The following is a 23,312-nucleotide window of genomic DNA, read 5'->3' as shown; positions in this document are numbered from 1 at the left end:
TGTGCGGGTGCCCTTTTTGCGCCGACCCGAACCACGCTCAGAGGGGCCGGCAGGTTCTGAGGTAACTGAGGAACGAAGCCTGCAGGCCGGTGACGTGCGTTTCGTGCAGGATCTCGCGGGTGACCGATTCGCGGCGCGAGGTGAGTCGGTGAAGGACCGTGGCCGTGTTCTTCGCGAGACTCTGGTAGACGGCCAGGTCTCCGAGAAGCTCTCGGTCGTTGAAGGTGACGTGAAGCTTGGTGGCCCGCCGGCTGTCGTCCATCTCATCGAGCTGGGCGAAGATCTGACTGTTCTCGGCGATGACGCCGGGGCTGCCCGCTCCGATGCTCTCGAAGAGCGTGGCGCCGGTGAGCCAGGCGTAGAGACTGAACAGTCCACCGTAGGAGTAGCCGAAAAGGCCGTGACCGCTTGTGGCGGTGCCATAGTCGCGTTCGATCCTTGGGTGCAGTTCCGTCGTCAGGAAGCTCAGGAACACATCGGCGTGGGTGTCGCGTAATTCGGCGAGGTAGGCGTCGGCTTCCTCGCGGGTACGCGCGCCTGCCTGCAGGCCCATTTCCACGGCATCGACGAGCTCCCGGGCGATGGGCTCGCCCGGTGGCACAAAGTCTCTGTTGCGCAGCCGATCCCAGTCCTGTGCTTCCTCGCCTGCGTAGCCGACGCTGACTTGGATGTAGGGCTGGATCTTCTGCATGGGGTCCATCTGGGTCACGATCAGGGGAGCGGTCAGACCCACAGCCCAGTTGCCGTCGAGCACATACAAGACAGGTGCCTGGGTCGTGGCGGGGTCGTAGCCCGGCGGCGTGGTCACCCAGACGCCGTAGTCATGCCCAGCCCGGGAACGCATCTCGAAATAGTCGGTGCCGGCCAAACAGCCTTGCCACATGGAGCTCATCGAAGTCCTTCACAACTTGGCCGGCTCACAGCTCGGTGGACTCGGCAGGTTTTCCATTGGATAAATACTATCCAATGGATAAACTGCAAGCATGCTCTTGTCAAGTGAGGAACGCGGAGGCGGCGCGCGCGACCGTCTGCTGGCTCGGCTTCTCGACGCCTACGGGCAGGCCCTTCCCTCGCCGGAGGTGTCGCTGCGTGAGGTCGCCGCCCGGGCCGGGACCAGCCACGCCTTGCTGCGCTACCACTTCGGTTCGCTCCCGGGCGTTTTGGCGGCCATGCTCACGGTGCAGCGAGCTCATGACAACGAGGCGCTCCTCGCGACCGCTCGGCAAGGCACCTTCGACGACCTCGTCGTCGCGATCTGGCGGACCTACACCCGCCCCGAACAGCTGTCACGGATACGCGGTTTCTTCCACGTCGTGGGGCTGGCGGCGTACAGCCCGGGGGACTTTGGTGAATTCATCGACTCACTCGACGACCTGACCGCGATGCTGGTCTCGCTGGCGGAAAGCGAAGGGCACGACACCAGGCAAGCACTGAGCATGGCCACCGTGGCCACTGCCGCGATTCGTGGCCTGCTGCTGCAGGAAGTGCTGACCCCGGGGGGCCAATCGGAGGACACGGTGGACCTGATCCTGCGTATGAGCAGAGGCTGACAGGACCAGCCGGGCGGAGGATCGTTCGCGGTTGTCAATCCGCAAACGCTCGGAGAACCGAAAGGCTGTCCTCGTACACGTGGTGGCGGGTGATCAGTCCGTTCACCACAGTCAGGTGCAACGCAAAGGCGGCGTCGTAGCTGCGGCCAGTCGGTGCGGCAGTGTTGTGGAGCTCGCCGAGTACGACAGCGTCCGCCCCGTCTACCAGCACGGAATTCACCTCGGCGGAACTGAGTTTCGTGATGTGATGTTCTGCGATGAGCCGCTAGTGTTGCTCGACACCGCCACGAGTGGACCGCTGTTGAATCCACGGGACGACGTCTGCGTAGTCGCCGGTCGGCCAGTTCAGTTTCCACGAGATCTGCTCGGCATAGAGCTCGGCGATGCTCGTGGGATCACCGACCGCGATGCGCCGCAGCAGTTCGTTGACTGTCTCCCTGGTATCCACAGTCCGAGTCTGGCATTTGGCGGATCGCCAAGCGATTACGTGACACGTCATGGTGGCGACGACGCAGCCTTGAAGGCCGATGCCGCACGTATGGCAGGAATGCCTACATATGCGAGGATGATGACGCGGTCGGCACGCGTCGGCCGGATCGGAGTCGGGCGATGCAGCGGCCGCATCAGGTGGTGGTCCTCGTACTCGACGGCGCGCTCCCGCTGGATGTCGGAATCCCGGCGGAGGTCTTCCATCCGGAGACGGGGTTCGCCTACGAGGTGTCGGCCTGCGGGGTCACCGCCGGGACGGTGCCGTCGCACGGGGGCTTCGGCTACGCCGTCCCGCGAGGCCTGGACGCACTGGCCGACGCGGACACGATCGTCGTCCCGGGGTACGCCCCGGCCGGTCGGCCGATACCGGTGGAGGTGTGCGAGGCGCTTCAGGGCGCCGCATCTCGCGGGACGCGCATCGCGTCGATCTGCTACGGCGCGTTCGCCCTCGCGGAGGCCGGGCTGCTCGACGGTCTGCGGGCGACGACGCACTGGGATGCGGCGGACAAGCTCGCGGCGCGGTACCCGGACGTGACGGTCGAGCCGAACGTGCTCTTCGTCGACGAGGGATCCATTCTCACCTCGGCGGGCGCCGCCGCCGGTCTCGACCTGTGCCTGCACATCGTTCGCTGCGACCTCGGCGTGAGCGCGGCGAACGAGATCGCACGAGGGCTCGTCACCGCGCCCTACCGGACCGGGGGTCAGGCCCAGTACCTGCCGAAGACCAACTCGGCGGCCCATGGCGAAACCCTTGCCGCGACACGCGAATGGGCCATGACCCGGCTCGACCAACAGCTCACGATTGCCGGGCTCGCCGCACACGCACGGATGTCGCCCCGAACGTTCCTGCGGCGCTTCACCGAAGAGACCGGCAGCACCCCGCTGCAGTGGATCCTCCGGGCGCGGGTCGACACCGCCCGCGAACTCCTGGAGAGCACCAGGCTTTCGGTCGACCGCATCGCGGAGCAGGTCGGCCTGGGAACCGGATCTAATCTGCGACTGCACTTTCGGAGGCTGCTCGATGTGTCCCCGTCGGAGTACCGAGCCACCTTCTCCGGGCGGAGTTGACTGCTACGAGATGCGAGGGGGGAGCGTGGCGGTGTCACCGGCCACGTCGATCGCGACCTTGCCGCGGAGTGCATACGACCGCCTGTTCTCCATGAGCTCATGAGCCTCACCCATTCGAGCGAGCGGAAGAGTGGCGCCGATGACCGGTTTCACCAGACCACGCTCGACCAGCGTGGTGAGCGCGTCCAGCTTTCCTCGGTTCTGTCGGGTGAAGACGAAATGATAGGCCGCGTTCTTGCCCCACGCCTCGATGAGGTTCTGCGGCTGCGCGATGTCAACGATGCTGACGACGCGCCCAAAGTCTGCGAGCGTCAACGGACTGCGGGTGAGCGCGTCGCCACCGATCGTGTCGAAGACGACGTCGACCCCGTTGCCTGCGGTCATCTCGGCCACCGCATCCACGTAGTCGGTCGACGTGTGGTCGATCGCCGCATCCGCTCCGAGTGAGCGCACGAACTCGTGGTCGCCGGCTTTCGCGGTGGTGATCACCCGTGCGCCGATCGCCGTCGCGACCTGGATCGCGATCGTGCCGACCCCGCCCGCGCCGCCGTGGATGAGGATCGTCTCGCCCACGCCGAGCTGAGCCCGCGTCACCAGGGCTTCCCAGACCGTGCCGCCGACGAGGGTCAGGCTCGCCGCCTCAAGGTGACTGATGTTCTCCGGCTTGCGGCCGACGAGGTCGACGTCGGCGACGTGCTGCTCGGCGTATGAGCCTGGGCCGCCGAAGATCTGGGGCGTGTAGTACACCGCATCACCGGCGCGGAACTCGGTGACGTGGGATCCGACCTCCTCGATCACGCCGGAGATGTCGTGCCCGATGATCGCCGGTAGCGCCACATTGTCCGCGTAGTCGCCGCGACGGATCTGATAGTCGAGCGGGTTGACGGCGGTCGCATGAACGCGCACCCGTACCTGGCGGGGACCGACGGCCGGTACGGAGACCTCGCGCAGCTCGAAAGCATCGGGCCCTCCGAAACGGGCGAGCACAACGGCTTTCATCAAGTCAGTCATCTAGGTGTTCCTCAACGTGGTTCTGGGCGCGCGGGTCTATCCCAGTGTTTCGCGCACGATCCACCCACTCCAGTGGCAGCAATGCCAATATCCGCGAGGATAATGACAAGCGTGTCAAGGATTGAGGGCTACAGTTGGCCCAGCGGCCGGCAGACATTGGACAGGGCGTTCCAATACTGACCGGGCGCACAGTTCTCCGCCGGACGTGGCGTCTGGCAGGTGTTGGTGATCGGATCCCAGAATTGTCCGTTGACACAATTCGGGGGTTCTGCCGATCCGATCCCGGCTCCGAACAGCGAGCCGGCAGCGATCGGGGCGGCCGCAAGAATGGCGATGGTGGAACGGCGTAGAAGATTTCGCATGAGTTGATCTTGCCCGACGAAGTGGATTGCAAAACGCCTTCAGTGCGAAACCATTCCCATCTGCACAGTTCGGGATGATTCGTCAGCCGAGCAGAGCGCAGTTCGCTGTCGCGCAGCGGGTGCCGCCCGGCTCAGCTGTAGCGCGCCACAAGCGCGCCGCCGATCGAAGCGAGGTGATCGCGCACGCCCTGCGGTTCGGTGACTTCGAGCCATTCGGTGAGCCAGGCAAGTTCGCCCGCGAGGGCGTACTCGTCGCGGCCACGGATCACGATCTCGATCCGGCCGTCGGGCGTGGAACCACCCACCTCGAGGCGGGTCCCGAGCACCATCCGGAGCAGGCTGAGCCCGTCGGGAGCGCACATGGCCCGGGCCGCGAGGGGAGTCCGCTTTCGATCGACCTCGTCGGCGATCTCTCGCCAACTCTCGGCAAGGTCGAATCCGTCTGGTCGGTTCACGGCGTCGTCGGTCAACTCGATTGAGAAGACACGGTCGATCCGGAAGGTCCGTCGACCGGCCTCCGTCTGGGAGACCAGGTACCACGTCGGCCTCTTGGCCACGATGCCCAGTGGGTGCACGGTCCGCTCGGTCTCCGAGCCCATGCGGTCGACGTAGCCGAGTCTTACCTGGACACCGCGGATCACCGCTTCCTGAAGTTCCTCCAGGAACCGGGGTGGCGGAGGCTCGGGCTGGCCGGCTCCCCAGTGCCGCGGGTCTACGACGACGGATGCCGCTGCGGTCTCGGCCTGCTCGCGGAAGGGCTCGGGCAGCGCGCGTACGAGTTTGCGCAGAGCTGCCTTCACGTTCGGGGTGGCGGTCGAGGCGGGTCCGGCAACCAGAAACAGCGCGCGAGCCTCGCTCGCTGTCAGCCCAGACAGATCGGTGCGAGCGCCGCCCAGCATGCGCCACCCGCCCCCTCGGCCCGGCACGGCGTACACAGGCACCCCGGCGCTGCTCAACGCTTCGAGGTCGCGGCGGGCGGTGCGCTCGGACACCTCCAACTCGAGAGCGACCTCCGATGCTGTGACGCGCTCGCGCCGTTGCAGCAGGAGGAGGACAGCCACTAGCCGGTCGGCTCGCATGCAACCACACTCCCACATCAAACCGGCCACAAGGTGACCGGTTTAGGTCGGCACAATCGCGCCATGAACACACCCACCAGCACCACGGACCCCCGCCCGATTCTCGCCCGTGCCATCACTACCGGCGGGTCCGTCGTCGCCGGCGTGCGGCCGGAGCAACTCGCGGACCCGACGCCCTGCCCAGACATGGACGTGCGAGCACTGCTCGCCCACCTCGTCGGCGTGCTTGACCGAGTTGCCGCGCTCGGCGACGGCGCAGATCCGCTCGCGGTCACCGACACCCCTGTGGCCGAGGATCGCTGGCGCGATGTGTGGCGGGAGTCGGGGAGACGCGCCGCCGATGCCTGGAGCGATGACGCCGTGCTCGAACGACCCATGGCACTGCCGTGGATCGAAGGTGGCGGCGCCGAAGTGCTGGCTTCCTACTTCTCCGAGCTGACCGTCCACACGTGGGACCTTGCGACGGCGACCGGTCAGCAGCCCGACTGGGACGACACAGTGGTCGTCGCGGCGCTCGACGGCGCTCGCCGGATCTTGCCGGCCGAGAATCGCCGGGCTCTCTACGAGCAGATCTCGGCTGCAAGGGGCCTCGACGCGGTCGCCGTCCCGTTCGCCGAGGCTGTCCCGATCTCCGACGACGCCCCTCGCATCGACCGCCTCGTTGCCTGGAATGGCAGGGATCCGTTCTGGTCCTGACGCGCTGGGTCAGGTCATGGCTGTGCTGATGGCGGCCAGCTTGCTTGCCGGCCGGTCGCGTAGATTCTCTGAGAACAGTCCGAGCACCTGAAGCACTATTCAACGAAGGCCATCATGTCCGAGGACCAGAGCACAGACGTTCCACCGAACCACCTTTCGATCGATCCGCGCAGTGCCTTCTATAGCGAAGAGGCGCTTCGCCGCGACGTGGGTATTCGCTTCAATGGCGTCGAGAAAACCAACGTTCACGAATACAACGTGGCCGAGGGATGGGTGCGCGTTGAAGTCCCTACCGCGAAGGATCGCCGCGGAAATCCCATGGTCGTCAAGCTCAGCGGCACGGTAGAACCTTATTTCCGCTGAGCGGAATGGCGGACGTCTCGCGCTCCGTGGGGGAGTAACGGGTCACGCGACACTGCTGACGATCGCGATAACCAGCCCGCCCAGGGTGAGCACCCCGACCATCGCCGCGGCGGCGATCGCCCGCTGCCGGTGATGCCGACGTGCGTAGAAGATCGCGACCGCGATACCGGCGAGGATCAACGCTGCATAGGCCATCAGCCCGACCGTCAGAGCCGCCGTTGACGCGGGGCTGGCCAGGGTCACGTTGGGCACGCCGTGAGCCTACGGCGCGAGTGGATCGCTCCGTCCGTCAGTCAGTTGTCCTACCGCGGCAAATGGTGGTAGATATCGCGGCCAAAGGCATGGTTGGGCTTGTCTTCGGTAATCAGCGGTAGCGTTCTGCATCCCACATCGGTACCATTGCGCTGTGAGCAAGCAGATTGCCGTTCGGCTTCCGGACGAAGTCGTCGATTTCATTGACAGGGAAGTGGACCAACGGCACGTCGAGAGCCGCGCATCATTTGTGCTCAAAGCGCTCGAACGCGAGCGTCGCCGTCTGATCGCTGCTCGCGATGCGGCGATTCTCGCCAAGCCCACCACCGCGGACGATGACTTCGACGAGCTCGCTGCTCATACGTCCACCTTCGAGCTGGATATCGATTGAGACCAATACACGTCGCCCAGCTCGACAAGGCTCGGCCGGTTCTGATCCTGACTCGGGAGCTCGTGCGGCCCCACCTCACCAGGGTCACCGTGGCACCGATCACCGGAACAGTTCGCGGCCTGTCGACCGAAGTTCCAGTAGGTGTGCGTAACGGGCTCGAGAAAGATTCCGTCGTCAGCGTCGACAACATTGTCACGATCCCGGCTGCGGCACTGGGCCGTCAGATTGGCTTCTTTCTTCCTGATCAAGAGGAATCGCTGACAACGGCGATCCAGCACGCGTTCGATCTCGACTGACAAGCAGGGGTCAATGCGAGCGATGTACGAGACGATCCGGATGCGCGTGCTCTGTTCGCTGAAGGGCCACACCGGGGTTGTCGGCGGGTAGGCGCCATTGGCGTTGCCGCTGCTGTGCGAAAACAGCGCTGATGAGGATCTTGTGACTTCTTTGACCACATCAGACGCGGCGGTAGTACCTGCGAGACTGGACGTATGAGTACCACACCGCAGTGCTGGCTGACCGACATGGATGGCGTCTTGGTCCGGGAGGAGCACGCCCTGCCAGGGGCCGCGGAGTTCCTCCAGGCGCTCAGCGACCGGCAGCGGCCCTTCCTGGTACTCACCAACAACTCGATCTTCACGCCACGTGACCTGGCGGCCCGGTTGGCGCGGTCGGGCCTGATTGTGCCCGAGGAGTCGATCTGGACCTCGGCCCTTGCGACGGCGGCCTTCCTGCACGACCAGCTGCCGGGCGGCTCGGCCTATGTGATCGGCGAGGCCGGCCTGACCACGGCGCTGCACCACGTGGGCTACACGTTGACAGACGTCGGCCCGGACTTCGTCGTGCTGGGAGAGACGCGCACGTACTCGTTCGAGGCCATCACCAAGGCGATCCGCCTGATTCTCGGCGGGGCGCGTTTCATCGCCACCAACCCCGACGTGAGCGGTCCGTCGGCGGAGGGTCCGCTGCCTGCCACGGGCTCGGTCGCCGCGCTGATCACCAAGGCGACCGGCAGGGAGCCCTACTTCGTCGGCAAGCCGAATCCGATGATGTTCCGCAGCGCGATGAACCGCATCGATGCCCATTCGGAAGGCACCGTAATGATCGGCGATCGGATGGACACCGACGTGGTTGCGGGCATCGAGGCCGGGCTGGAGACGATCCTGATTCTCACCGGCTCGACGACGCGCGAGGAGATCGAGCGCTATCCGTTCCGGCCCAGCCGGGTGTTCGAATCCATCGCCGACGTGATCGAACTCGTCTGACGCGACGTCTGATGAACACGGCGCACTTAACTTGACATAATGTAGATTATCGGCATAAATCTGAACTGGGTGAACGTTCGAGAGGTGCTGCTGTCCGGCCGGAACCGGTTGGCGCACATCGGGAAAGCTCGACTGCTACCCCCGTAACCCGCGTGTTCGCGTTGCGGCACTTTCAACATGGGTCAACCGGACATGGTGAAACCGAGGCCCAATTCCGCGACTGCCCGGGGTTTCGGGCCCCGATCGCAGCGACCGAAAACCGTGCCTTCCGCAAGCGCCCTGGCAGCCGCTCTCGGGGCATTCGTCACTGTGACGATAATGCCCCTTGGGCCGGGAGTGGCCGACAACGAAGAACGGTGACGAAGGCGGGTTTCGGGGTGCGTAAGTCCCGGCCGACGAAACGGTCGCTGTCCAGGTCCGACAGATACGCGGCCACCATTCGGATCATCGCCCCACACGGTGCGGACGCCCGTCGCGACCGTCGGCTATCCCCCGGTTGATCCTCGCAGCAGACCGGCGGCGGTTCGTCCAGCTGGGCACGTGAGCCCGCAAAACGTCACTGTGACAAAAGGATCCAGGTACTCGCCCGTTTGTGAGACACGTTCTCCGGATATACGCAAAGGATGACTACGCATGCCGTGTCAGGCGCATCGCTGATAGCGCTGGCTTCCGCCGGCGTCCTACTGCTTTCAGGATGTTCGTCCGATGGCGGCGGCACGAACGCCGACCCGGCCACGAACGCAACGTCGAGCTCGGAGTCGACATCGACCGGCGCTCCTTCGGCGACCGGCACATCGACGACAGCGGCCGCAGCGACGCCGGGGCCCGACGTCGACCTCGCCACGGCGACGTTCCCCGTCGACCTCAATCGTGCGCTCGCGGTGGCCGATGAAACCGCGCCCGGCGGCACCATTACCAAAATCGAGCTTGAGTTCGACCGGCCCGCGAATGCCTGGGTGTGGAAAATCGACTCGCAGAACAACACTGAGCAGCGCGAGATCAAGATCGATGCGAACTCCGCGCGGGTGATCGCCGACGAGCGAGATCAGGAGTCATCGGCTCCGGTGGCTGTCGACCCGCGGAAGCTCGACCCGGCGGACGCATTGGGCCTTGCGACCGCGCTGGTGCCCGGGTCGGTCGAATCGTGGGCGCTTGAGTTCGACGACGGCCGCCAGCGGTACTCGTTCGACATCCGGACGCCGGCTGGCGCCGACGACGACGTGGATGTCGACGTCGACACTCGCGTCGCAACCAGGTCATAGAGTCACGGAGACGAAGCATCCTCCTGCACAAGGCATTCCAGTCGAAGAGAGTTACTGCTCCCGAGCGCCGATCAACGCTTCAGAGATGACGCTGGTTGCCTTCTGCAGTGCGGGAATAGCGCGAGCGATCACATCCTCGTCGACATGACTCGATGCGCCGGAAATGCCGATCGCCATCGGGGTCGGGGCCCCTGGCACCGCCATCGCGATGGAGCGAACGCCGACCTCGTGCTCCTCATTATCGATCGCGTAGCCGTCGGTGCGCACGCGTTCGACGTTCGCGAACACCGCAGAAAGAGTCGCCGCACTGTTCTCGGTCGGTGCGGGAAGTCCGGACTGCGTCACCAGTTTCAAAATTCGGGCATCGTCCAATTCGCTCAACACAGCCTTACCCACGCCAGACGTATGAAGGCCGATGCGCTTGCCGACTTCATTGTGCGTCCGCGTCCGCTCCGAAGACAGAACCTGTCCGGTATAGATCACCATGTCACCGTCGAGCACCGCGAGACTCGCCGTCTCTGACAGTTCGTCGACCAACGACTGCAGCACCGGATCGGCGACCGCGCCCAACTGTCGGTTCGCCACTTCGCCGAGTCGAATCAGCCTCGGCCCCAGGGCGTAACGGCGATTCGGTAGTTGACGCACGTAACCGAGTCCGACCAGCGTGCGCAGGAGGCGGTGGATCGTCGGTGGCGGCAGCGGAGACTCCGCCGACAATTCCGTCAGTGAGCACTCCCCTCCCGCCCGTCCGATCAATTCCATCAGCTCGAACGCGCGCTCCACCGATTGGACGCCGCCCGATCTCTCCGCCATACGAACCACTTCCCGCCGATGAATTTCGTTCCATCCAACACACTCAAAAAGAGTTCCGCAATACGGAATAAGTAACCATTGGAAGAACATGCAACCGGAGCCCGGAGCCGCGCGTTAAACTCCACATGGTGGAATTTATTTGGCGCGGAGACTTCCAGCCAGGAAAGGGGCACCTGTGACTCGACGCCTCGACGGTGCGGTGCTGGCCGACGTCGACCGCCGCCTCTCGAACGCCGATGCTCAATTGGGCACCCGATACCCCGGCGATGACGGCCGTCGACAGCCCGTCCACACCGTTTACATCCCGGGCAACCGGTACTCGGCAACGATGCCCGCCAATTGGGGATCCGCCGCTCTCGCAGCCGCGGAGAACGCCGGCGGCCTCGACGCCGTGGCCTCGCTCGTCGGTGCGAGCAGCGGAACCGACTGCGCTCCGGAGACTCTCGCAGCCCTTGTCGAGAACAAGCTGACCACCGAGCCGATCGAAGACCTCCGCATCGACTTCGAGGACGGCTACGGCACCTTCGACGATGCGACCGAGGACGCCGATGTCGCACAGGCGATCGCCGCGCTGCGGATCGCGCTCGACGCAGGTACCTCCACGCCGTTCGTCGGCACCCGCTTCAAGTGCTTCGAAGCGGGCACCCGGGCGCGCGGATTGCGCACGCTCGACATGTTCGTCAGCGGACTCGTCGACTCCGGCGGCCTCCCCGATGGCCTCACCCTCACCCTCCCCAAGGTGACCTCCGTCGACCAGGTCGAAGCGATGGTCGCGGTCGCGAGCGCCCTTGAAGGGGCGAACGGACTGCCGGCCGGCCGCATCCGCTTCGAGGTGCAGGTCGAAACACCGCAGGCGATCCTCGACGCCGACGGCCGCGCACCCGTTGCCCGGTTCATCCACGCCGGCCAGGGCCGCGTCAGCTCGCTGCACTACGGGACCTACGACTACTCGGCGTCCCTCGGTATCGCCGCCGCCTACCAGTCGATGGAGCATCCCGCGGCCGACCACGCCAAGAACGTCATGCAACTCGCCGTCGCCGGCACCGGCGTGCACCTGTCCGATGGCTCGACCAACATCCTCCCGGTCGGTGACCCCGACAACATGGCCACGGCGTGGAAGCTGCACGCGCGCCTCGTCCGGCGACACCTGGAACGCGGTATCTACCAGGGCTGGGACATGCATCCCGCCCAACTCGTCACCCGCTACCTGGCGACCTACGCGTTCTACCGTGATGCCTTTGCGCCCGCCGCGACGCGCCTGCGCAACTACGTCCATCAACTCGACTCGACCGTCATGGACGAACCGGCCACCGCTCGCGCACTCGGCAACGTGATCCACCGTGGCAGCGTGTGCGGCGCCCTGACCGTCGACGAGATCGAGGCAGCTACCGATCTCCCGATCTCCACCGTGCGTGATATCGCGCTCGGCCGCACAACCAGGAGCAATCAGTGACCACTGCGTCGTACTACACGCCCCGCGGCGGACTGCCCCCGCAGACCGATCTGCTGACCGACCGCGCCATCGTCACCGAGGCCTATACGGTGATCCCGCGTGGCGTCCTCTCCGACATCGTCACCTCGGTGCTTCCGGAGTGGACCGATACGCGGGCATGGATTATCAACCGTCCGGTCGCCGGCGGCGCGACGACGTACTACCAGGCGATCGTCGAGGTCAAGCCGGGTGGTGGGGCGCAGCAACCCGAGCCGCAACCGGAGGTGCAGAGCTTCCTGTTCGTTACGTCCGGTGCGCTCACCGTCGACGCGGCAGGTCAGTCGCAGACACTCACCGAGGGCGGATTCGCCTACCTTCCCGCGGGCACCGACTGGTCGGCCCACAACACGGGCGACGCCGACGCGACGTTCGTCTGGATCCGCAAGCGCTATGAAGCCGTCGCGGGCCACACGGCATCCGTCAAGTTCGGTAACGAGCAGGACATCGCGCCGTCGGCCATGCCCGGGACCGACGGCAAATGGCGTACGACGCGCATGCTCGACCCACAGGATCTCGCGTACGACATGCACGTCAACATCGTCACCTTCGAGCCCGGCGCGACCATTCCGTTCGCCGAGACCCACGTGATGGAACACGGCCTCCTGATGCTCGAAGGCAAAGCCGTCTATCACCTCAACGGTGACTGGGTGGAGGTCCAGGAAGGCGACTTCCTCTCGCTGCGCGCCTTCTGTCCGCAGGCGTGCTACGCGGGCGGGCCGTCAAACTTCCGCTACCTGCTGTACAAGGACGTCAACCGGCAGATCATGCTCTAAGACGTTGGGCTACAACTGGAATGGCCACCCGATGACCGTCTTCTTGCGGGGGTTCGCGTAGGTACGGACCTTCGATGTGGACAGGCCCATCCGGACCAGCCCTTCGGCGATGGTGACCGCGGCGCGGACTCCGTCGACGATCGGGACGCCGGTCGCGGCCGTCACCTTCTCCTCGAGTTCGGCCATGCCGCCGCAGCCGAGGCAGATCACCTCGGCGTGATCGTTCTCGACTGCCTCGCGTGCCTGGCGGACGATCGCCTCGACCGCCCGGTCCGGATCCGACTCGAGTTCGAGCACACCGAGGCCCGACGCCCGCACCGACGCGCATCGTGCATCGAGTCCCGCGAGCTTGAGACGGTCTTCGATCAGGGGGACGGTGCGGTCGAGGGTGGTGACCACCGAATACTTGTGTCCGAGATACATCGCCGTCGACGCCGCCGCCTCGGTGATGTCGACCACCGGGACGTCGAGCAACTCCTGCAGACCTTCCCGGCCGTGCTCGCCGTAGCCGGCCTGGATCACGGCGTCGAACGGTTCGGAGTACGAGGTGATCGCGTCCATGACGGCGATGGCCGCGAGATAGCTCTCGAAGTTCCCTTCGCACGAGTCCGCACCGAATCGTGGCGTGATGCCGACGATCTCAGTACCCGGCGACGCGACACCGCGCGCCGACTCGGCGATCGCATCGGTCATCGAGGCCGTGGTGTTGACGTTGGCGACGAGAATCCTCATGGGTGGTCCCTACTAGTGAGTGCTCGCCACGGCAATGGACTCGCCGGAGACGTCGTTGAAGGGCCCCCGGCGGTCGGCGACCACCAGGTACACGATCGCCCCGAGCCCCGCACCGATGAACCACGAGAACTCCGAGACGATCTTGAATGCCGGAACGAACGCCATCAGCAGTGCCGCCACCGCGGTGATGACGAGAGCAACCACGGCCCGCACGTTGACGCCCCTCGTGTACTGGTATTCGCCGTCCGCATCGGTGGTGAACAGGGCTGGAACGTTGATCTTGGAACGACGCACCAGCCAGTAGTCGGCCATGATGATGCCGAACAGCGGCCCGAGGATGGCACCGAGCCCACCGAGGAAGTAGTTGATGACAGCAGGCGAGTTGTACAGGTTCCACGGCAGGATCACCAGACCAATGACGGCCGAGATGAATGCTGCACGACGAAAGTTCAATTGCTTCGGGAACAGGTTGTTGAGCGCATAGATGGGGGCGACGAAGTTCGCCATCAGGTTCACCGCGACGGTCAAAATCAGCAGCGCAAGTGCGGCGAGCACCAGCAGCAGGGTGTTCGGCACTTCTTGGACGATGTCGGCGGGCGCTTCGATGATGCGTCCGTCGATGCGGAACTGAGCGCCGGCCAGCGTGATGACGATGGCGCCGAACACCAGCATGTTGAGCGGGATACCCCAGAAGTTGCCCTTCACGATGGCCCGCTTCGACGTCGCGTTACGGGTGAAGTCGCAGAAGTTGAGGACGAACGTGCCATAGATCGCGACCCAAAGGCTGGCGCCGCCGACGATCTGCAACCACATGTCGACGCCGGTCAGCGAGTCGGGGGTCGTCCACGCGATGGTCCAATCGGCGTTGCTGAGCATCCAGACCGCGAGCGCGATCATCGTGAACAGGATGACCGGACCCGCGAATGCCTCGTACCTGCGGATCATCTCCATGCCGTAACTGACGATGATCACCTGGATCACCCAGAGGACGACGAACGAGATCCAGCCGAGCGTCGACAATCCCAGGAAGCTGTTGGTGTCGAGGGTCTGGGCGGACGGCACGAGCGCGATGATCATGATGCGCAGCACTACGGACGCGAGATAGGTCTGGATGCCGAACCAGGCGATCGCGACCGCGCCGCGGATGAGGGCGGGGATCTGCGCTCCGAGGGTGCCGAACGAAATGCGGCTCATCACCGGGAACGGGACGCCGGTCTTCTCCCCCATGAACCCGGACAGGTTGAGCAGTAAGAAGAGGAAGACGCCGCCGAGTCCGAGCGCCAACAGGATCTGCCACCCACCGAGGCCCAGGGCGAACAGTCCGATGGCGAACGAGTAGTTGCCCAGGCTGTGTACATCGTTCGCCCACAACGTGAAGATGTTGTACGCGCTCCACCGTCGGCCTTCGCGCTTGGTGGGCGCGAGGTCGGGGTTGTACAGATGAGGACTCACGTCGGCGAACGGGGTTACATCACGACGACTGGAGTCGCCGATGAGCCCGGTGGACTCTGTGCTCATGGATACGCCTGTCACGGTCGGTGCGCCGGCGCTTGGCGCCGCCGCAAATAATCCACTGTGTGGAAGTAAGATTCCACGGATTCGACAAGTTAGTCGCATCGGCACGCCCCGTGTCAAGCTTTTCGGACGATTGACTGTGTCAGCGCTCACACCTAGAGTCGCCCCAGAAATGGAGTTCAAGTTCCACGATGAGGAATTTCGCTCAAGCAACGGAGAGCTGCCGATGACCGCCGATACCCCCGACCATTCTGATTTCGACCTGGTGGTCCGCGGCGAACGCACGCTGACAACGGCGGGGATCGTCGCTCGCGAAATCGGCATCCGCGACGGTCGCGTTGTCGCGATCGAGCCGCTGGGCAGCGGCCTCACCGGCACGGAGGTCGTCGGACTCAGCGACGACCAGGTGATGATCCCCGGGTTGGTCGATACACACGTGCACGTCAACGAGCCGGGACGCACCGAGTGGGAGGGGTTCGACTCCGCCACCCGTGCGGCGGCCGCGGGCGGTGTGACCACGCTGATCGACATGCCGCTCAACTCGATTCCGCCGACGGTCAACGTCGACGCACTGAACGCCAAGCGCGCGGCGGCATCTGGCAAGACGCACATCGACGTCGGCTTCTGGGGCGGCGCCATCCCCGGCAACACCGGCGACCTGCGCGGCCTGCATGACGATGGCGTCTTCGGCTTCAAGTGCTTCCTGCTGCACTCCGGCGTCGACGAGTTCCCCCATCTCGACGCCGACGAGATGGAGAAGGACATGGCCGTACTGGCCGGGTTCGACTCCATGATGATCGTGCACGCCGAGGACTCCCGCGCCATCGACCGAGCTCCCTCGGCCGAGGGCAACAAGTACGAGCGCTTCCTCGCGTCGCGGCCGCGCGGCGCCGAGAACGTGGCGATCGCGGAAGTCATCGAACGCGCGCGGTGGACCGGCGTCCGCGCGCACATCCTGCACCTCTCGTCGTCGGACGCCCTGCCCATGCTCGCCACTGCCAAGCGCGACGGCGTCAAGATCACCGTCGAGACCTGCCCGCACTACCTGACCCTGCTGGCCGAGGAGATCCCGAACGGCGCGACCGCATTCAAGTGCTGTCCACCGATCCGGGAGGCGTCGAACCGCGAACTGCTGTGGCAGGGCCTGCTCGACGGCACGATCGACTGCATCGTCTCTGACCACTCACCGTCGACGGTGGACCTGAAGGACGTCGAGAACGGCGACTTCGGCGTGGCGTGGGGTGGCGTCGCGTCGCTGCAGCTCGGCCTGTCGCTGATCTGGACCGAGGCCAAGCGTCGCGGCATCGAACTCACGCAGGTGCTCGAGTGGATGGCGGCCAAACCCGCCGAACTCGCCGGACTGAACACCAAGGGCAAGATCGCCCTTGGCTACGACGCCGATTTCGCGATCTTCGAGCCCGAGTCCGCGCAGGTCGTCGACGTGCACAAGCTGCACCACAAGAACCCGGTCAGCCCGTACGACGGGCGCGCACTTGCCGGTGTGGTGACGAGTACCTGGTTGCGTGGCAGGAAGATTGACTTCCAGACCGCTCAGGGCCGGATGCTGCGCCGCGGCGGCGTGTAGCGCACCCAGGCTCATCTCGCTGGGCGCCCGAGCGCATAGGCTGTCTCGGTGAAACTTCTGCTCGGTCCCGTGCTGCGCCACGTCGGCGAAACCACCGCGATGGTCTGGGTGGAGACCGACGAACCCACCGAGGTCGAAGTCCTGGGGTGCTCGGCGCGCACCTTCCAGGTGCAGGACCAGCATTACGCGCTGGTTCCGGTGCAGGGACTGACCCCGGATTCGACCACCGAGTACCAGGTGCGCATCAACGGCACGCAGGTCTGGCCAGAGCCCGACTCCGAATTCCCGCCGAGCGTCATCCGCACCCGGGGCCCGGCGGCATCTGACCGGTTGCGGCTGATCTTCGGTTCGTGCCGGTATCCGAAGACCGGCGATGCCAAGATCGACAAGAAGCTCGGTGAGGACGCCCTGGACTGCTATGCGGAACGACTGACCTCGCAGCCGCACGAGGATTGGCCCGACGTGCTGATCCTGCTCGGCGATCAGGTCTACGCCGATGAGTTGACTCCGGAAGCGCGCCAGCAGATCACCGGCCGGCGCACCAACAAGAAGCGTCCACCGGACGAGGTGGTCAGTTTCGGCGAGTACGTGGGCCTGTACCGGCACACCTGGGGCGATCCCGAGATCCGCTGGGTGATGTCGACGCTGCCCACCGCGATGATCTTCGACGACCACGACATCCGTGACGATTGGAACACGTCTGCGGCGTGGCGGGCAGCCGTCAACAAGAAGCCGTGGTGGCGGGACCGGATCCGTGCCGGCCTGGCGTCCTACTGGGTCTATCAGCACATCGGCAATTTGAGCCCGCAGCAGCTGGAGCAGGATGCGGACTATCAGCAGGTGCTGGCCAACGCCGGTGACTGCTGGCCGCTGCTCGCCGAACTTGCCGACCGCGCAGACCGGGAGGTCGACGGGGAGAAAGGCCTGCGGTTCAGTTTTCGCTGGGATCTGGGGCGCAGCAGGCTGATCATGGTCGACTCGCGAAATTCCCGGATCCTTGACGGCGGGAACCGGAAGATGTTGGGCGACGCGGAGTTCAGCTGGCTGGAGAAGCATGTCAACGAGGGTCTGGAGGGCCTTGACCATCTGATTCTCGCGTCCTCGCTGCCGTGGCTGTTGCCGCCGGCGATCGGTGACATGCAGACCGTCAACGAGTTCGCGGCCGAACGGTCGGGCTTGCACGGTGCGGTGGCCGAGAAGATCAGACAGACAGCGGATTTCGAGCACTGGCCGGCGTTCTTGAAGTCATTCCTGCGGTTGAGCGAACTCATCATCGAAGCAGCCAGCAGTTCTGAGGCTGGGCCGGCGACGGTCAGCGTGCTCTCCGGCGATGTCCACCACAGCTACGCGGCGCGGGCACACTTCCCGGGTGACTCCGCTGCCCGGGTACACCAGCTGGTCTGCTCCCCCGTCCACAACTACGTCCCGTTCTTCGTCAAGCCGGTGTTCAAGCTGGGCTGGTCGCCGCGAGCGGCCCGGGTTGCCCGACGGTGGGCGCGTCGTCACGGGGCGCCCGATCTGCCGATGTCGTGGCGCAACCTGAGCGGCCCGCTGTTCGGCAATACCATCGCCACCCTGGAGACGGCGGGGCGCACCGCGCGAGTGGTTTTCGAACAGCCCCGGGAAAACAGTGAGTTGGCGACCGTGACTGAAATCTCGCTGACCGACTGAGCCGACCGTGTCGTAACGCAACCACGCACGGCTGCGATGACATGAGCGGTGCCTCGCTTGAGGAACACGTTCAGGGCAGGCGGGCGAAAATACCGCCGCCTGCCACGGGGGTCTGGCACAGTCTGCGCAGGGCTGTTTGGGGAGGGTTCAATTGGTCACTGGTGTGCGAATCGTCAGTCGCCTGGTCGCGGCGACTGTCCTGGCGGCGGCGGCGTTGCCCGTCATGGTGCCGACTGCCGGCTCGCAGTCGTGCCCCGATATCGGAGTCGTGTTCGCCAGGGGCACCTCGGAGCCGCCCGGCGTCGGCGGTGTCGGACAACGATTTGTCGAAGCGCTACGCGCACAAGCATTTCCGCGAACGGTGGGTGTACACGGCGTCAATTATCCGGCGAGTGACAACTTCACCGGCGGCCCGGCATTCCAGATGAACGTCGTCGAAGGTGTGCGCGACGAGTCCATCCATGTGCAGGGCGTGACCTCGGTGTGCCCGGGCACCCAGATGGTGCTCGGCGGGTACTCGCAGGGGGCGGTCGTGACCGCTCTTGCCACCTCCGGTGTGGTACCCGCGGGTGTCGCGTCGGGGACTGCTCCCCTGCCGCTGCCCGCCGATGCCGTCGACAATGTCGCCGCGGTCGTCCTGTTCGGGACGCCGGCGGGTTGGTCGGCGGAGAAGTACGGCGCCCCGGTGATCGACGTCGGACCCGCCTACGCCGCCAAGGCCCTGGAGTTCTGCGCTCCCGGTGACACCGTCTGCTCGGGCGCGCCGCCGTCCGGATCGAGCGCACCTCATCAGCAGTACGGCGTCAACGGAATGGTCGACCAGGCGGCGGCCTTCACCATCAGCAGGCTGGTGCGGTCACCAGCGCCGGTCTAGCCGTCAATCAGGTTGGCGCGTCGCGTGTTCCGCGGCGCGTCGTCCGGAGAACACGCAATCGGCCAACGACAGACCGCTGACATAGGAGTTGGCGCAGATCCCCACCGCGGTGCGGCCGGCGGCGAACAGGCCCGGGATCGTGGATCCCGACGGGGTCTGCACCGCACCTGTCGGCTCATCGACGGTGAGTCCACCAAGGGTGAACATCGGACACGGATTGATCAGGCTCGGCTTGACCGAGATCGAGATCAATGAGAACGGGCCCTGCCCAACGGGTTCCACGAAGTCGGCCGGTTTGCCCATCGGATCGGGTGCGCCGGCGGCGGCCGCGTCGTTATGGGCGGCGACGGTGGCACGCAGACCCACCGGGTCGACACCGGCTTTGAGCGCGACCTCGTCCAACGTGTCGGCCTGGACTCGGTCGGTACGCAGCATGGCCTCCATCTGGAGCCGCTGAAACCAGATGGCCTGCTCAGGCAGTTGAGTGCGCGCCTGCTTGAGCAACCGATCATCGGCCAGGATCCAGGCACGGCCGTCGTGATCTTGCACCATGGCGTGCCCGACCGCTGCGCCATAGCGCGTCTCATCGATGAATCGTTGCCCCTGCGCATTCACCACGAGTGAGCCCAGGAAGGCACTGGGTGGAGTGATGAAGCGCCATGCCGACACATTGTCCAACCGGTCCACGGCCGCGCCGAGTTCCGCGCCGAGCCGGATGCCGCTGCCGTCGTCGGCGCTGGTGCCGAGTTGCAGTCCGTCACGGTAGGCCGGCGCGTGCTCGGCGATCCACTCCCGATTGGCGATATAGCCGCCCGCGCTGAGAATGACTGCGCGGCGTGCCTGCACGTCGACCGTGCGTGCGTACCGAGATTCCAAGCGCCGCAGGAGTGTGTCCATGGCTGCCCGCAGCGGTGGGTAGTAGATCCCCGGCTTGACGGCCAGCGCGGCGTACCCCCGGTAGCGGCGTTGCACCCAGGACGGGGCCTCGTCGAGCGTGCTGGTGCGCACGCCGACCACCCGGCCCGTCGGATCGGTCAGCAGTGACACCGCTCGAGTCAGGAACTTGGTGCGAACCCCACGGCGTTTCGCCGACGCGGCCAGCGGCTGATAGATCTGCTTGCCCGAGGCGCCCGGCCCTTTGGCCCGGTGGCCGCGTTGCACCGGTGGCGTGATCGCCCGGAACCGGCCGGAATTCTCGCTCCCGGAAAAGTACAGGTAGTACTTGTTGTTCGGGTAGGACGTCTTATACGGGCACACCGACGCCTCGAAGGGCACACCGTGCCCACTGAGCCAGTCGATCATTGCCGGGCTGGAATCCACGAACCGGCGCAGTGTTTCGGGCTGTACCGCGTCACCGATCTCCGCCTGCAGGTAGGCGTACATTCCGTCGGCGGTGTCCCGGATGCCGGCATCGCGCTGCACCCAGGTCCCACCGCCGGCGTAGATGATGCCGCCGGATACCTGAGTGGCACCGCCGCCGTTGAAGCGATCGATGGCCAGGACGTCCGCTCCCCTGTCCCGCGCTTCCAGTGCAGCGCAGACCCCCGCGGCCCCGTACCCGACCACGACGATGTCCGCCGACTCATCCCACTCCATAGCGCCCCCGTCCAGTTCTCGGACCAGTAGTTTGTACTCAAAGTACAACATATGAGTTCATGTCAGCGACGTAGACTGCGGGCGTGGCTGAACAGACGGGGCGCACGGTACCCACGGCCGTGGCCGGGAAGCTCTATGCGGCAGCCGAGCTGATCGCCACCAAAGGCCTGGAGAACACCAAGATCGAGGAGATCGCGGCGGCCTCCGGTGTTCCGAAGGCCACCCTGTACTACTACTTCACCGGCAAGGACGACATCCTCGCCTTCCTGCTGCGGGATTCACTCGGAGAGCTCGCCGAGGAGGTGGCACAGGCCGCCGACTCCCCCGGCCGCGGCAGCGACCGGCTCGCCGCGGTGATCACCGCCCAGATCGCGCACACCATGAAACGGCCGGGCACCAGCCGGGCGCTCGTCGGCGACCTCGGGCGTGCCATCAGGCTGCCCGAGCTCACATCGGCGGTCCAGCAGGCCTTCTACGAACCGCTGGCCCGGGTACTGCGGGCCGGCGCCGAGGACGGGTCTCTCAAGGTGGTCGGCGACCCGCAGAGCGATGCGATCAGCATCTTCGGCGCCATGATGATGACGGCGCTGTTACACAATGTCATCGCATCCGAGAAGACCGAACACGAAGTCGCACAACAGGTCATCGACCTCATCATGAACGGTCTCGCGCCGACGCAGTGATGTCGGGCCGCGCTCTTCCGGTTATCCCCCAGTGTGGATGGACGCCAGCGGCATCGACGGGTGTGGCGGCGAGGCCCAGTATTGAGCCAGCACCACTCGCCGTCGAGAGGAACCGTCATGACCGCCTCGGTACACACCCAGCAGGTCGTGCTGACCAAGCATTCACCGGCGTATTGGCGGGTGACGTTCACCAACCCGCCGCTGAACATCTTCGGCCCGGAGACGCTGCCGCAACTCGATGCAGTCGTCACGGCCCTGGAGACCGACGACCAGGTGAAGGTCGTCGTCTTCGACAGCGACGTCGACGGGTTTTTTCTGACCCACTACAACTTCGTCGCGCCGCTGGAGGACTCGACGAGCTACCCCGCCGGCAAAACCGGCCTGCAGGCGCTGCCCGACATGCTCGTGCGGTTGAGCCGCGCATCGGTGGTATCGATCGCCGCGATCCGCGGCCGCGCCACCGGGGTCGGCAGCGAACTGGCCCTGGCCAGCGACATGCGCTTCGCCAGCCGCGAGAAGGCCATCCTGTCGCAGTGGGAGGTGGGCGCCGGCCTGGTGCCCGGAGGCGGGCCGATGGCTCGGCTGCCGCGCTTGATCGGACGCGGACGCGCGCTCGAAGTGCTGCTGGGAGCCGACGACATCGACGGTGAACTGGCCGAACGGTACGGCTACGTCAACCGCGCGCTCCCCGACGTCGAACTGGACGCCTTCGTCGACGCGCTGGCCACCCGGATCGCGTCGTTCGACAAGCAGGCGCTCGCCGAGACCAAACGCCTGGTGAACATCAACAGCCTGCCGTCCGATGAGGAGATCGCCCCCGAATGGGATGCCTTCCTCGGCGCACTGCAACGCCCCGCCGCGCAAGCCCGCATCCAGACCCTCTTCGAACGCGGATTCCACCAGCCCGGAGACGTTGAGACCCGCCTCGGCCATCACGTAGGTCTGCTCGGCGCCGACCCGGCCCCGGCGCGATGACCGCGATCGGGGCGGCGCGCCACGATCTGGCGATCGGTGTCATCGGTGGTCCCACGGTGGTGATCGATTACGGCGGAACGCGTTTGGTGACCGACCCCACCTTCGACGAACCCCGTGACTACGGTGCGATGGCCAAGCTGACACCACCGGCCGTGCCGGTTTCCGATCTCGGGAACGTCAATGCCGTGCTGCTGAGCCACGACGATCACAGCGACAATCTCGATATCGCCGGCCGCGAATGGGCGACCACCGCGGTGCCGCTGATCATCACCGGCCCGGGCGCCGCTCGTCGGCTGGGGTCACCCGCCATCGGTCTATCGACCTGGCAGACAACCGAACTTGATCGTGCAGACGGTCAGGGCACCATCACCGTCACCGCCGTGCCCGCCGTACACGGGCCGCTGGACGGCACCCGCGATGACTCCGGGCACGTCAACGCCGAGGTCACCGGTTTCATCCTGCAGTCCGAGGCACTTCCGACGGTGTATGTCAGCGGTGACAACGCCTCGATGCTGCCGGCCAGTCAGATCGCGCAGCGCTTTCCGGCAATCGATATTGCCGTGCTCTTCGCCGGCGCATCGCGGCTGGCGACGAAGAATCAGGGCCGTCCCCTGACCTCGACGGGCCCTCGCGCCGCCGATATCGCCACCGTGCTGGCGGTCCCCCGGGTGGTGATCGCGCACATCGAGGGTTGGTCGATCTACAGCGAGACTTTCGATGACGTCCGCACCGCATTCAGCGAGGCCGGTATCGCCGACCGCCTCGTTCCCTACAGCGCCGGCAGGTGGGCGTTGCCGGCTCCCTGATGACGGGCC

At 65.6% G+C, this 23,312-nt stretch carries 26 protein-coding genes; 16 read left to right on the top strand and 10 right to left on the bottom strand.

Translation table 11 applies throughout. The features are described 5' to 3' along the window. Positions 1-37: 37 nt before the first annotated feature. Positions 38-892 carry an alpha/beta hydrolase gene (locus ASE48_RS02315; RefSeq protein WP_057165365.1) on the bottom strand — a complete coding sequence of 285 codons (855 nt, stop codon included), beginning with the start codon at positions 890-892 and terminating at the stop codon, positions 38-40. A gap of 91 nt (positions 893-983) precedes the next feature. Here ASE48_RS02315 and ASE48_RS02310 point away from each other — a divergent pair, with 91 nt between their 5' ends. After that, the gene (locus ASE48_RS02310) at positions 984-1,550 is read left to right on the top strand and encodes a TetR/AcrR family transcriptional regulator (protein WP_057165364.1); all 567 of its coding nucleotides are present in this window, start codon (positions 984-986) and stop codon (positions 1,548-1,550) included. Between the two features lie 265 nt (positions 1,551-1,815). On the opposite strand, the gene ASE48_RS33280 is transcribed toward ASE48_RS02310, so the two are convergent. Further along, entirely contained in the window at positions 1,816-1,998 is a 183-nt protein-coding gene (locus ASE48_RS33280; protein ID WP_235570627.1) for a hypothetical protein, read from the bottom strand. 161 nt (positions 1,999-2,159) lie between these two features. Here ASE48_RS33280 and ASE48_RS02300 point away from each other — a divergent pair, with 161 nt between their 5' ends. Then, the gene (locus ASE48_RS02300) at positions 2,160-3,107 is read left to right on the top strand and encodes a GlxA family transcriptional regulator (RefSeq protein WP_057165363.1); all 948 of its coding nucleotides are present in this window, start codon (positions 2,160-2,162) and stop codon (positions 3,105-3,107) included. A gap of 3 nt (positions 3,108-3,110) precedes the next feature. Here the strand turns inward: ASE48_RS02300 and ASE48_RS02295 are convergent, their stop codons facing one another. The 3 genes from ASE48_RS02295 to ASE48_RS02285 all read right to left on the bottom strand — a co-directional run bounded on the left by ASE48_RS02295 (position 3,111) and on the right by ASE48_RS02285 (position 5,559). After that, positions 3,111-4,118, bottom strand: coding sequence for a zinc-dependent alcohol dehydrogenase family protein (locus tag ASE48_RS02295; protein ID WP_057165362.1), 1,008 nt, complete (start codon positions 4,116-4,118; stop codon positions 3,111-3,113). 128 nt (positions 4,119-4,246) lie between these two features. Continuing rightward, entirely contained in the window at positions 4,247-4,480 is a 234-nt protein-coding gene (locus ASE48_RS02290; RefSeq protein WP_057165361.1) for a hypothetical protein, read from the bottom strand. A 131-nt stretch (positions 4,481-4,611) separates the two neighbouring features. Further along, complete coding sequence (locus tag ASE48_RS02285; protein WP_057165360.1) at positions 4,612-5,559, bottom strand: helix-turn-helix transcriptional regulator; 948 nt, start codon at positions 5,557-5,559, stop codon at positions 4,612-4,614. 63 nt (positions 5,560-5,622) lie between these two features. Here ASE48_RS02285 and ASE48_RS02280 point away from each other — a divergent pair, with 63 nt between their 5' ends. Together ASE48_RS02280 and ASE48_RS02275 are read left to right on the top strand one after the other, a co-directional pair. Further along, positions 5,623-6,255 (top strand): TIGR03086 family metal-binding protein, encoded by a 633-nt coding sequence (locus tag ASE48_RS02280; RefSeq protein WP_082613937.1) that lies wholly within the window; start codon positions 5,623-5,625, stop codon positions 6,253-6,255. A gap of 114 nt (positions 6,256-6,369) precedes the next feature. Further along, positions 6,370-6,618 carry a DUF3297 family protein gene (locus ASE48_RS02275; protein ID WP_057165359.1) on the top strand — a complete coding sequence of 83 codons (249 nt, stop codon included), beginning with the start codon at positions 6,370-6,372 and terminating at the stop codon, positions 6,616-6,618. Between the two features lie 42 nt (positions 6,619-6,660). On the opposite strand, the gene ASE48_RS02270 is transcribed toward ASE48_RS02275, so the two are convergent. Then, a complete protein-coding gene (locus ASE48_RS02270; RefSeq protein ID WP_057165358.1) occupies positions 6,661-6,870 on the bottom strand; it encodes a hypothetical protein in 210 nt (69 codons plus the stop codon). A gap of 154 nt (positions 6,871-7,024) precedes the next feature. On the opposite strand from ASE48_RS02270, the gene ASE48_RS02265 reads away from it, so the two are divergent. The 4 genes from ASE48_RS02265 (at position 7,025) to ASE48_RS32000 (ending at position 9,788) form a co-directional block, all read left to right on the top strand. Beyond that, entirely contained in the window at positions 7,025-7,261 is a 237-nt protein-coding gene (locus ASE48_RS02265; protein WP_057165357.1) for a YlcI/YnfO family protein, read from the top strand. After that, positions 7,258-7,557, top strand: coding sequence for a type II toxin-antitoxin system PemK/MazF family toxin (locus tag ASE48_RS02260; RefSeq protein ID WP_057165356.1), 300 nt, complete (start codon positions 7,258-7,260; stop codon positions 7,555-7,557). Before ASE48_RS02265 ends, ASE48_RS02260 begins: the two co-directional genes overlap by 4 nt. Before the next feature lie 195 nt (positions 7,558-7,752). After that, a complete protein-coding gene (locus tag ASE48_RS02255) occupies positions 7,753-8,526 on the top strand; it encodes an HAD-IIA family hydrolase (protein ID WP_057165355.1) in 774 nt (257 codons plus the stop codon). 638 nt (positions 8,527-9,164) lie between these two features. Next, the gene (locus ASE48_RS32000; protein WP_162264170.1) at positions 9,165-9,788 is read left to right on the top strand and encodes a PepSY domain-containing protein; all 624 of its coding nucleotides are present in this window, start codon (positions 9,165-9,167) and stop codon (positions 9,786-9,788) included. A 51-nt stretch (positions 9,789-9,839) separates the two neighbouring features. Here the strand turns inward: ASE48_RS32000 and ASE48_RS02245 are convergent, their stop codons facing one another. After that, entirely contained in the window at positions 9,840-10,601 is a 762-nt protein-coding gene (locus ASE48_RS02245) for an IclR family transcriptional regulator (RefSeq protein ID WP_057165353.1), read from the bottom strand. 175 nt (positions 10,602-10,776) lie between these two features. Between ASE48_RS02245 and ASE48_RS02240 the strand changes: the two genes are divergently transcribed. Continuing rightward, positions 10,777-12,054, top strand: a complete 1,278-nt coding sequence (locus ASE48_RS02240) for a DUF6986 family protein (protein ID WP_057165352.1) — start codon at positions 10,777-10,779, stop codon at positions 12,052-12,054. Continuing rightward, the gene (locus ASE48_RS02235; RefSeq protein WP_057165351.1) at positions 12,051-12,866 is read left to right on the top strand and encodes a bifunctional allantoicase/(S)-ureidoglycine aminohydrolase; all 816 of its coding nucleotides are present in this window, start codon (positions 12,051-12,053) and stop codon (positions 12,864-12,866) included. Before ASE48_RS02240 ends, ASE48_RS02235 begins: the two co-directional genes overlap by 4 nt. Before the next feature lie 9 nt (positions 12,867-12,875). Here ASE48_RS02235 and ASE48_RS02230 read toward each other — a convergent pair whose 3' ends face one another. Then, on the bottom strand, positions 12,876-13,598 hold the full coding sequence (locus tag ASE48_RS02230) for an aspartate/glutamate racemase family protein (RefSeq protein ID WP_057165350.1): 723 nt from the start codon (positions 13,596-13,598) through the stop codon (positions 12,876-12,878). 12 nt (positions 13,599-13,610) lie between these two features. Then, entirely contained in the window at positions 13,611-15,116 is a 1,506-nt protein-coding gene (locus ASE48_RS02225; RefSeq protein WP_057165349.1) for an NCS1 family nucleobase:cation symporter-1, read from the bottom strand. A gap of 223 nt (positions 15,117-15,339) precedes the next feature. Here ASE48_RS02225 and allB point away from each other — a divergent pair, with 223 nt between their 5' ends. The 3 genes from allB to ASE48_RS02210 all read left to right on the top strand — a co-directional run bounded on the left by allB (position 15,340) and on the right by ASE48_RS02210 (position 19,243). Continuing rightward, positions 15,340-16,698: an allantoinase AllB gene (allB, locus tag ASE48_RS02220; protein WP_057165589.1), complete on the top strand. Its 1,359-nt coding sequence runs from the start codon at positions 15,340-15,342 to the stop codon at positions 16,696-16,698. 48 nt (positions 16,699-16,746) lie between these two features. After that, positions 16,747-18,369 carry an alkaline phosphatase D family protein gene (locus ASE48_RS02215; RefSeq protein ID WP_235570625.1) on the top strand — a complete coding sequence of 541 codons (1,623 nt, stop codon included), beginning with the start codon at positions 16,747-16,749 and terminating at the stop codon, positions 18,367-18,369. 169 nt (positions 18,370-18,538) lie between these two features. Further along, complete coding sequence (locus ASE48_RS02210) at positions 18,539-19,243, top strand: cutinase family protein (protein ID WP_235570698.1); 705 nt, start codon at positions 18,539-18,541, stop codon at positions 19,241-19,243. Positions 19,244-19,246: 3 nt separating this feature from the next. Here ASE48_RS02210 and ASE48_RS02205 read toward each other — a convergent pair whose 3' ends face one another. Beyond that, entirely contained in the window at positions 19,247-20,839 is a 1,593-nt protein-coding gene (locus tag ASE48_RS02205) for an FAD-binding protein (protein ID WP_057165347.1), read from the bottom strand. Between the two features lie 83 nt (positions 20,840-20,922). On the opposite strand from ASE48_RS02205, the gene ASE48_RS02200 reads away from it, so the two are divergent. From ASE48_RS02200 to ASE48_RS02190, 3 genes are all read left to right on the top strand, one after another. Beyond that, positions 20,923-21,522: a TetR/AcrR family transcriptional regulator gene (locus tag ASE48_RS02200; RefSeq protein WP_057165346.1), complete on the top strand. Its 600-nt coding sequence runs from the start codon at positions 20,923-20,925 to the stop codon at positions 21,520-21,522. Between the two features lie 117 nt (positions 21,523-21,639). Next, entirely contained in the window at positions 21,640-22,497 is an 858-nt protein-coding gene (locus tag ASE48_RS02195; protein ID WP_057165345.1) for an enoyl-CoA hydratase/isomerase family protein, read from the top strand. Beyond that, on the top strand, positions 22,494-23,303 hold the full coding sequence (locus ASE48_RS02190; RefSeq protein ID WP_235570613.1) for an MBL fold metallo-hydrolase: 810 nt from the start codon (positions 22,494-22,496) through the stop codon (positions 23,301-23,303). The genes ASE48_RS02195 and ASE48_RS02190 overlap by 4 nt, the downstream gene beginning before the upstream one ends. Positions 23,304-23,312 lie beyond the last annotated feature (9 nt).

The sequence above is a fragment of the Mycobacterium sp. Root265 genome, from assembly GCF_001428895.1.
Classification (GTDB): domain Bacteria; phylum Actinomycetota; class Actinomycetes; order Mycobacteriales; family Mycobacteriaceae; genus Mycobacterium.
Note: the sequence above shows the minus strand (reverse complement) of the source record. Positions and strands in the feature narration are given on the sequence as shown.

What these genes read in the sequence shown, in the direction of transcription:
- ASE48_RS02225 (WP_057165349.1), bottom strand. Translation starts at nt 15,116, where the DNA reads ATGAGCACAGAGTCCACCGGGCTCATCGGCGACTCCAGTCGTCGTGAT.
- ASE48_RS02315 (WP_057165365.1), bottom strand. Translation starts at nt 892, where the DNA reads ATGAGCTCCATGTGGCAAGGCTGTTTGGCCGGCACCGACTATTTCGAG.
- ASE48_RS02230 (WP_057165350.1), bottom strand. Translation starts at nt 13,598, where the DNA reads ATGAGGATTCTCGTCGCCAACGTCAACACCACGGCCTCGATGACCGAT.
- ASE48_RS02190 (WP_235570613.1), top strand. Translation starts at nt 22,494, where the DNA reads ATGACCGCGATCGGGGCGGCGCGCCACGATCTGGCGATCGGTGTCATC.
- ASE48_RS02245 (WP_057165353.1), bottom strand. Translation starts at nt 10,601, where the DNA reads ATGGCGGAGAGATCGGGCGGCGTCCAATCGGTGGAGCGCGCGTTCGAG.
- ASE48_RS02300 (WP_057165363.1), top strand. Translation starts at nt 2,160, where the DNA reads ATGCAGCGGCCGCATCAGGTGGTGGTCCTCGTACTCGACGGCGCGCTC.
- allB (WP_057165589.1), top strand. Translation starts at nt 15,340, where the DNA reads ATGACCGCCGATACCCCCGACCATTCTGATTTCGACCTGGTGGTCCGC.
- ASE48_RS02205 (WP_057165347.1), bottom strand. Translation starts at nt 20,839, where the DNA reads ATGGAGTGGGATGAGTCGGCGGACATCGTCGTGGTCGGGTACGGGGCC.
- ASE48_RS02195 (WP_057165345.1), top strand. Translation starts at nt 21,640, where the DNA reads ATGACCGCCTCGGTACACACCCAGCAGGTCGTGCTGACCAAGCATTCA.
- ASE48_RS02310 (WP_057165364.1), top strand. Translation starts at nt 984, where the DNA reads ATGCTCTTGTCAAGTGAGGAACGCGGAGGCGGCGCGCGCGACCGTCTG.
- ASE48_RS02275 (WP_057165359.1), top strand. Translation starts at nt 6,370, where the DNA reads ATGTCCGAGGACCAGAGCACAGACGTTCCACCGAACCACCTTTCGATC.
- ASE48_RS02290 (WP_057165361.1), bottom strand. Translation starts at nt 4,480, where the DNA reads ATGCGAAATCTTCTACGCCGTTCCACCATCGCCATTCTTGCGGCCGCC.
- ASE48_RS02295 (WP_057165362.1), bottom strand. Translation starts at nt 4,118, where the DNA reads ATGACTGACTTGATGAAAGCCGTTGTGCTCGCCCGTTTCGGAGGGCCC.
- ASE48_RS02285 (WP_057165360.1), bottom strand. Translation starts at nt 5,559, where the DNA reads ATGCGAGCCGACCGGCTAGTGGCTGTCCTCCTCCTGCTGCAACGGCGC.
- ASE48_RS02255 (WP_057165355.1), top strand. Translation starts at nt 7,753, where the DNA reads ATGAGTACCACACCGCAGTGCTGGCTGACCGACATGGATGGCGTCTTG.
- ASE48_RS02280 (WP_082613937.1), top strand. Translation starts at nt 5,623, where the DNA reads ATGAACACACCCACCAGCACCACGGACCCCCGCCCGATTCTCGCCCGT.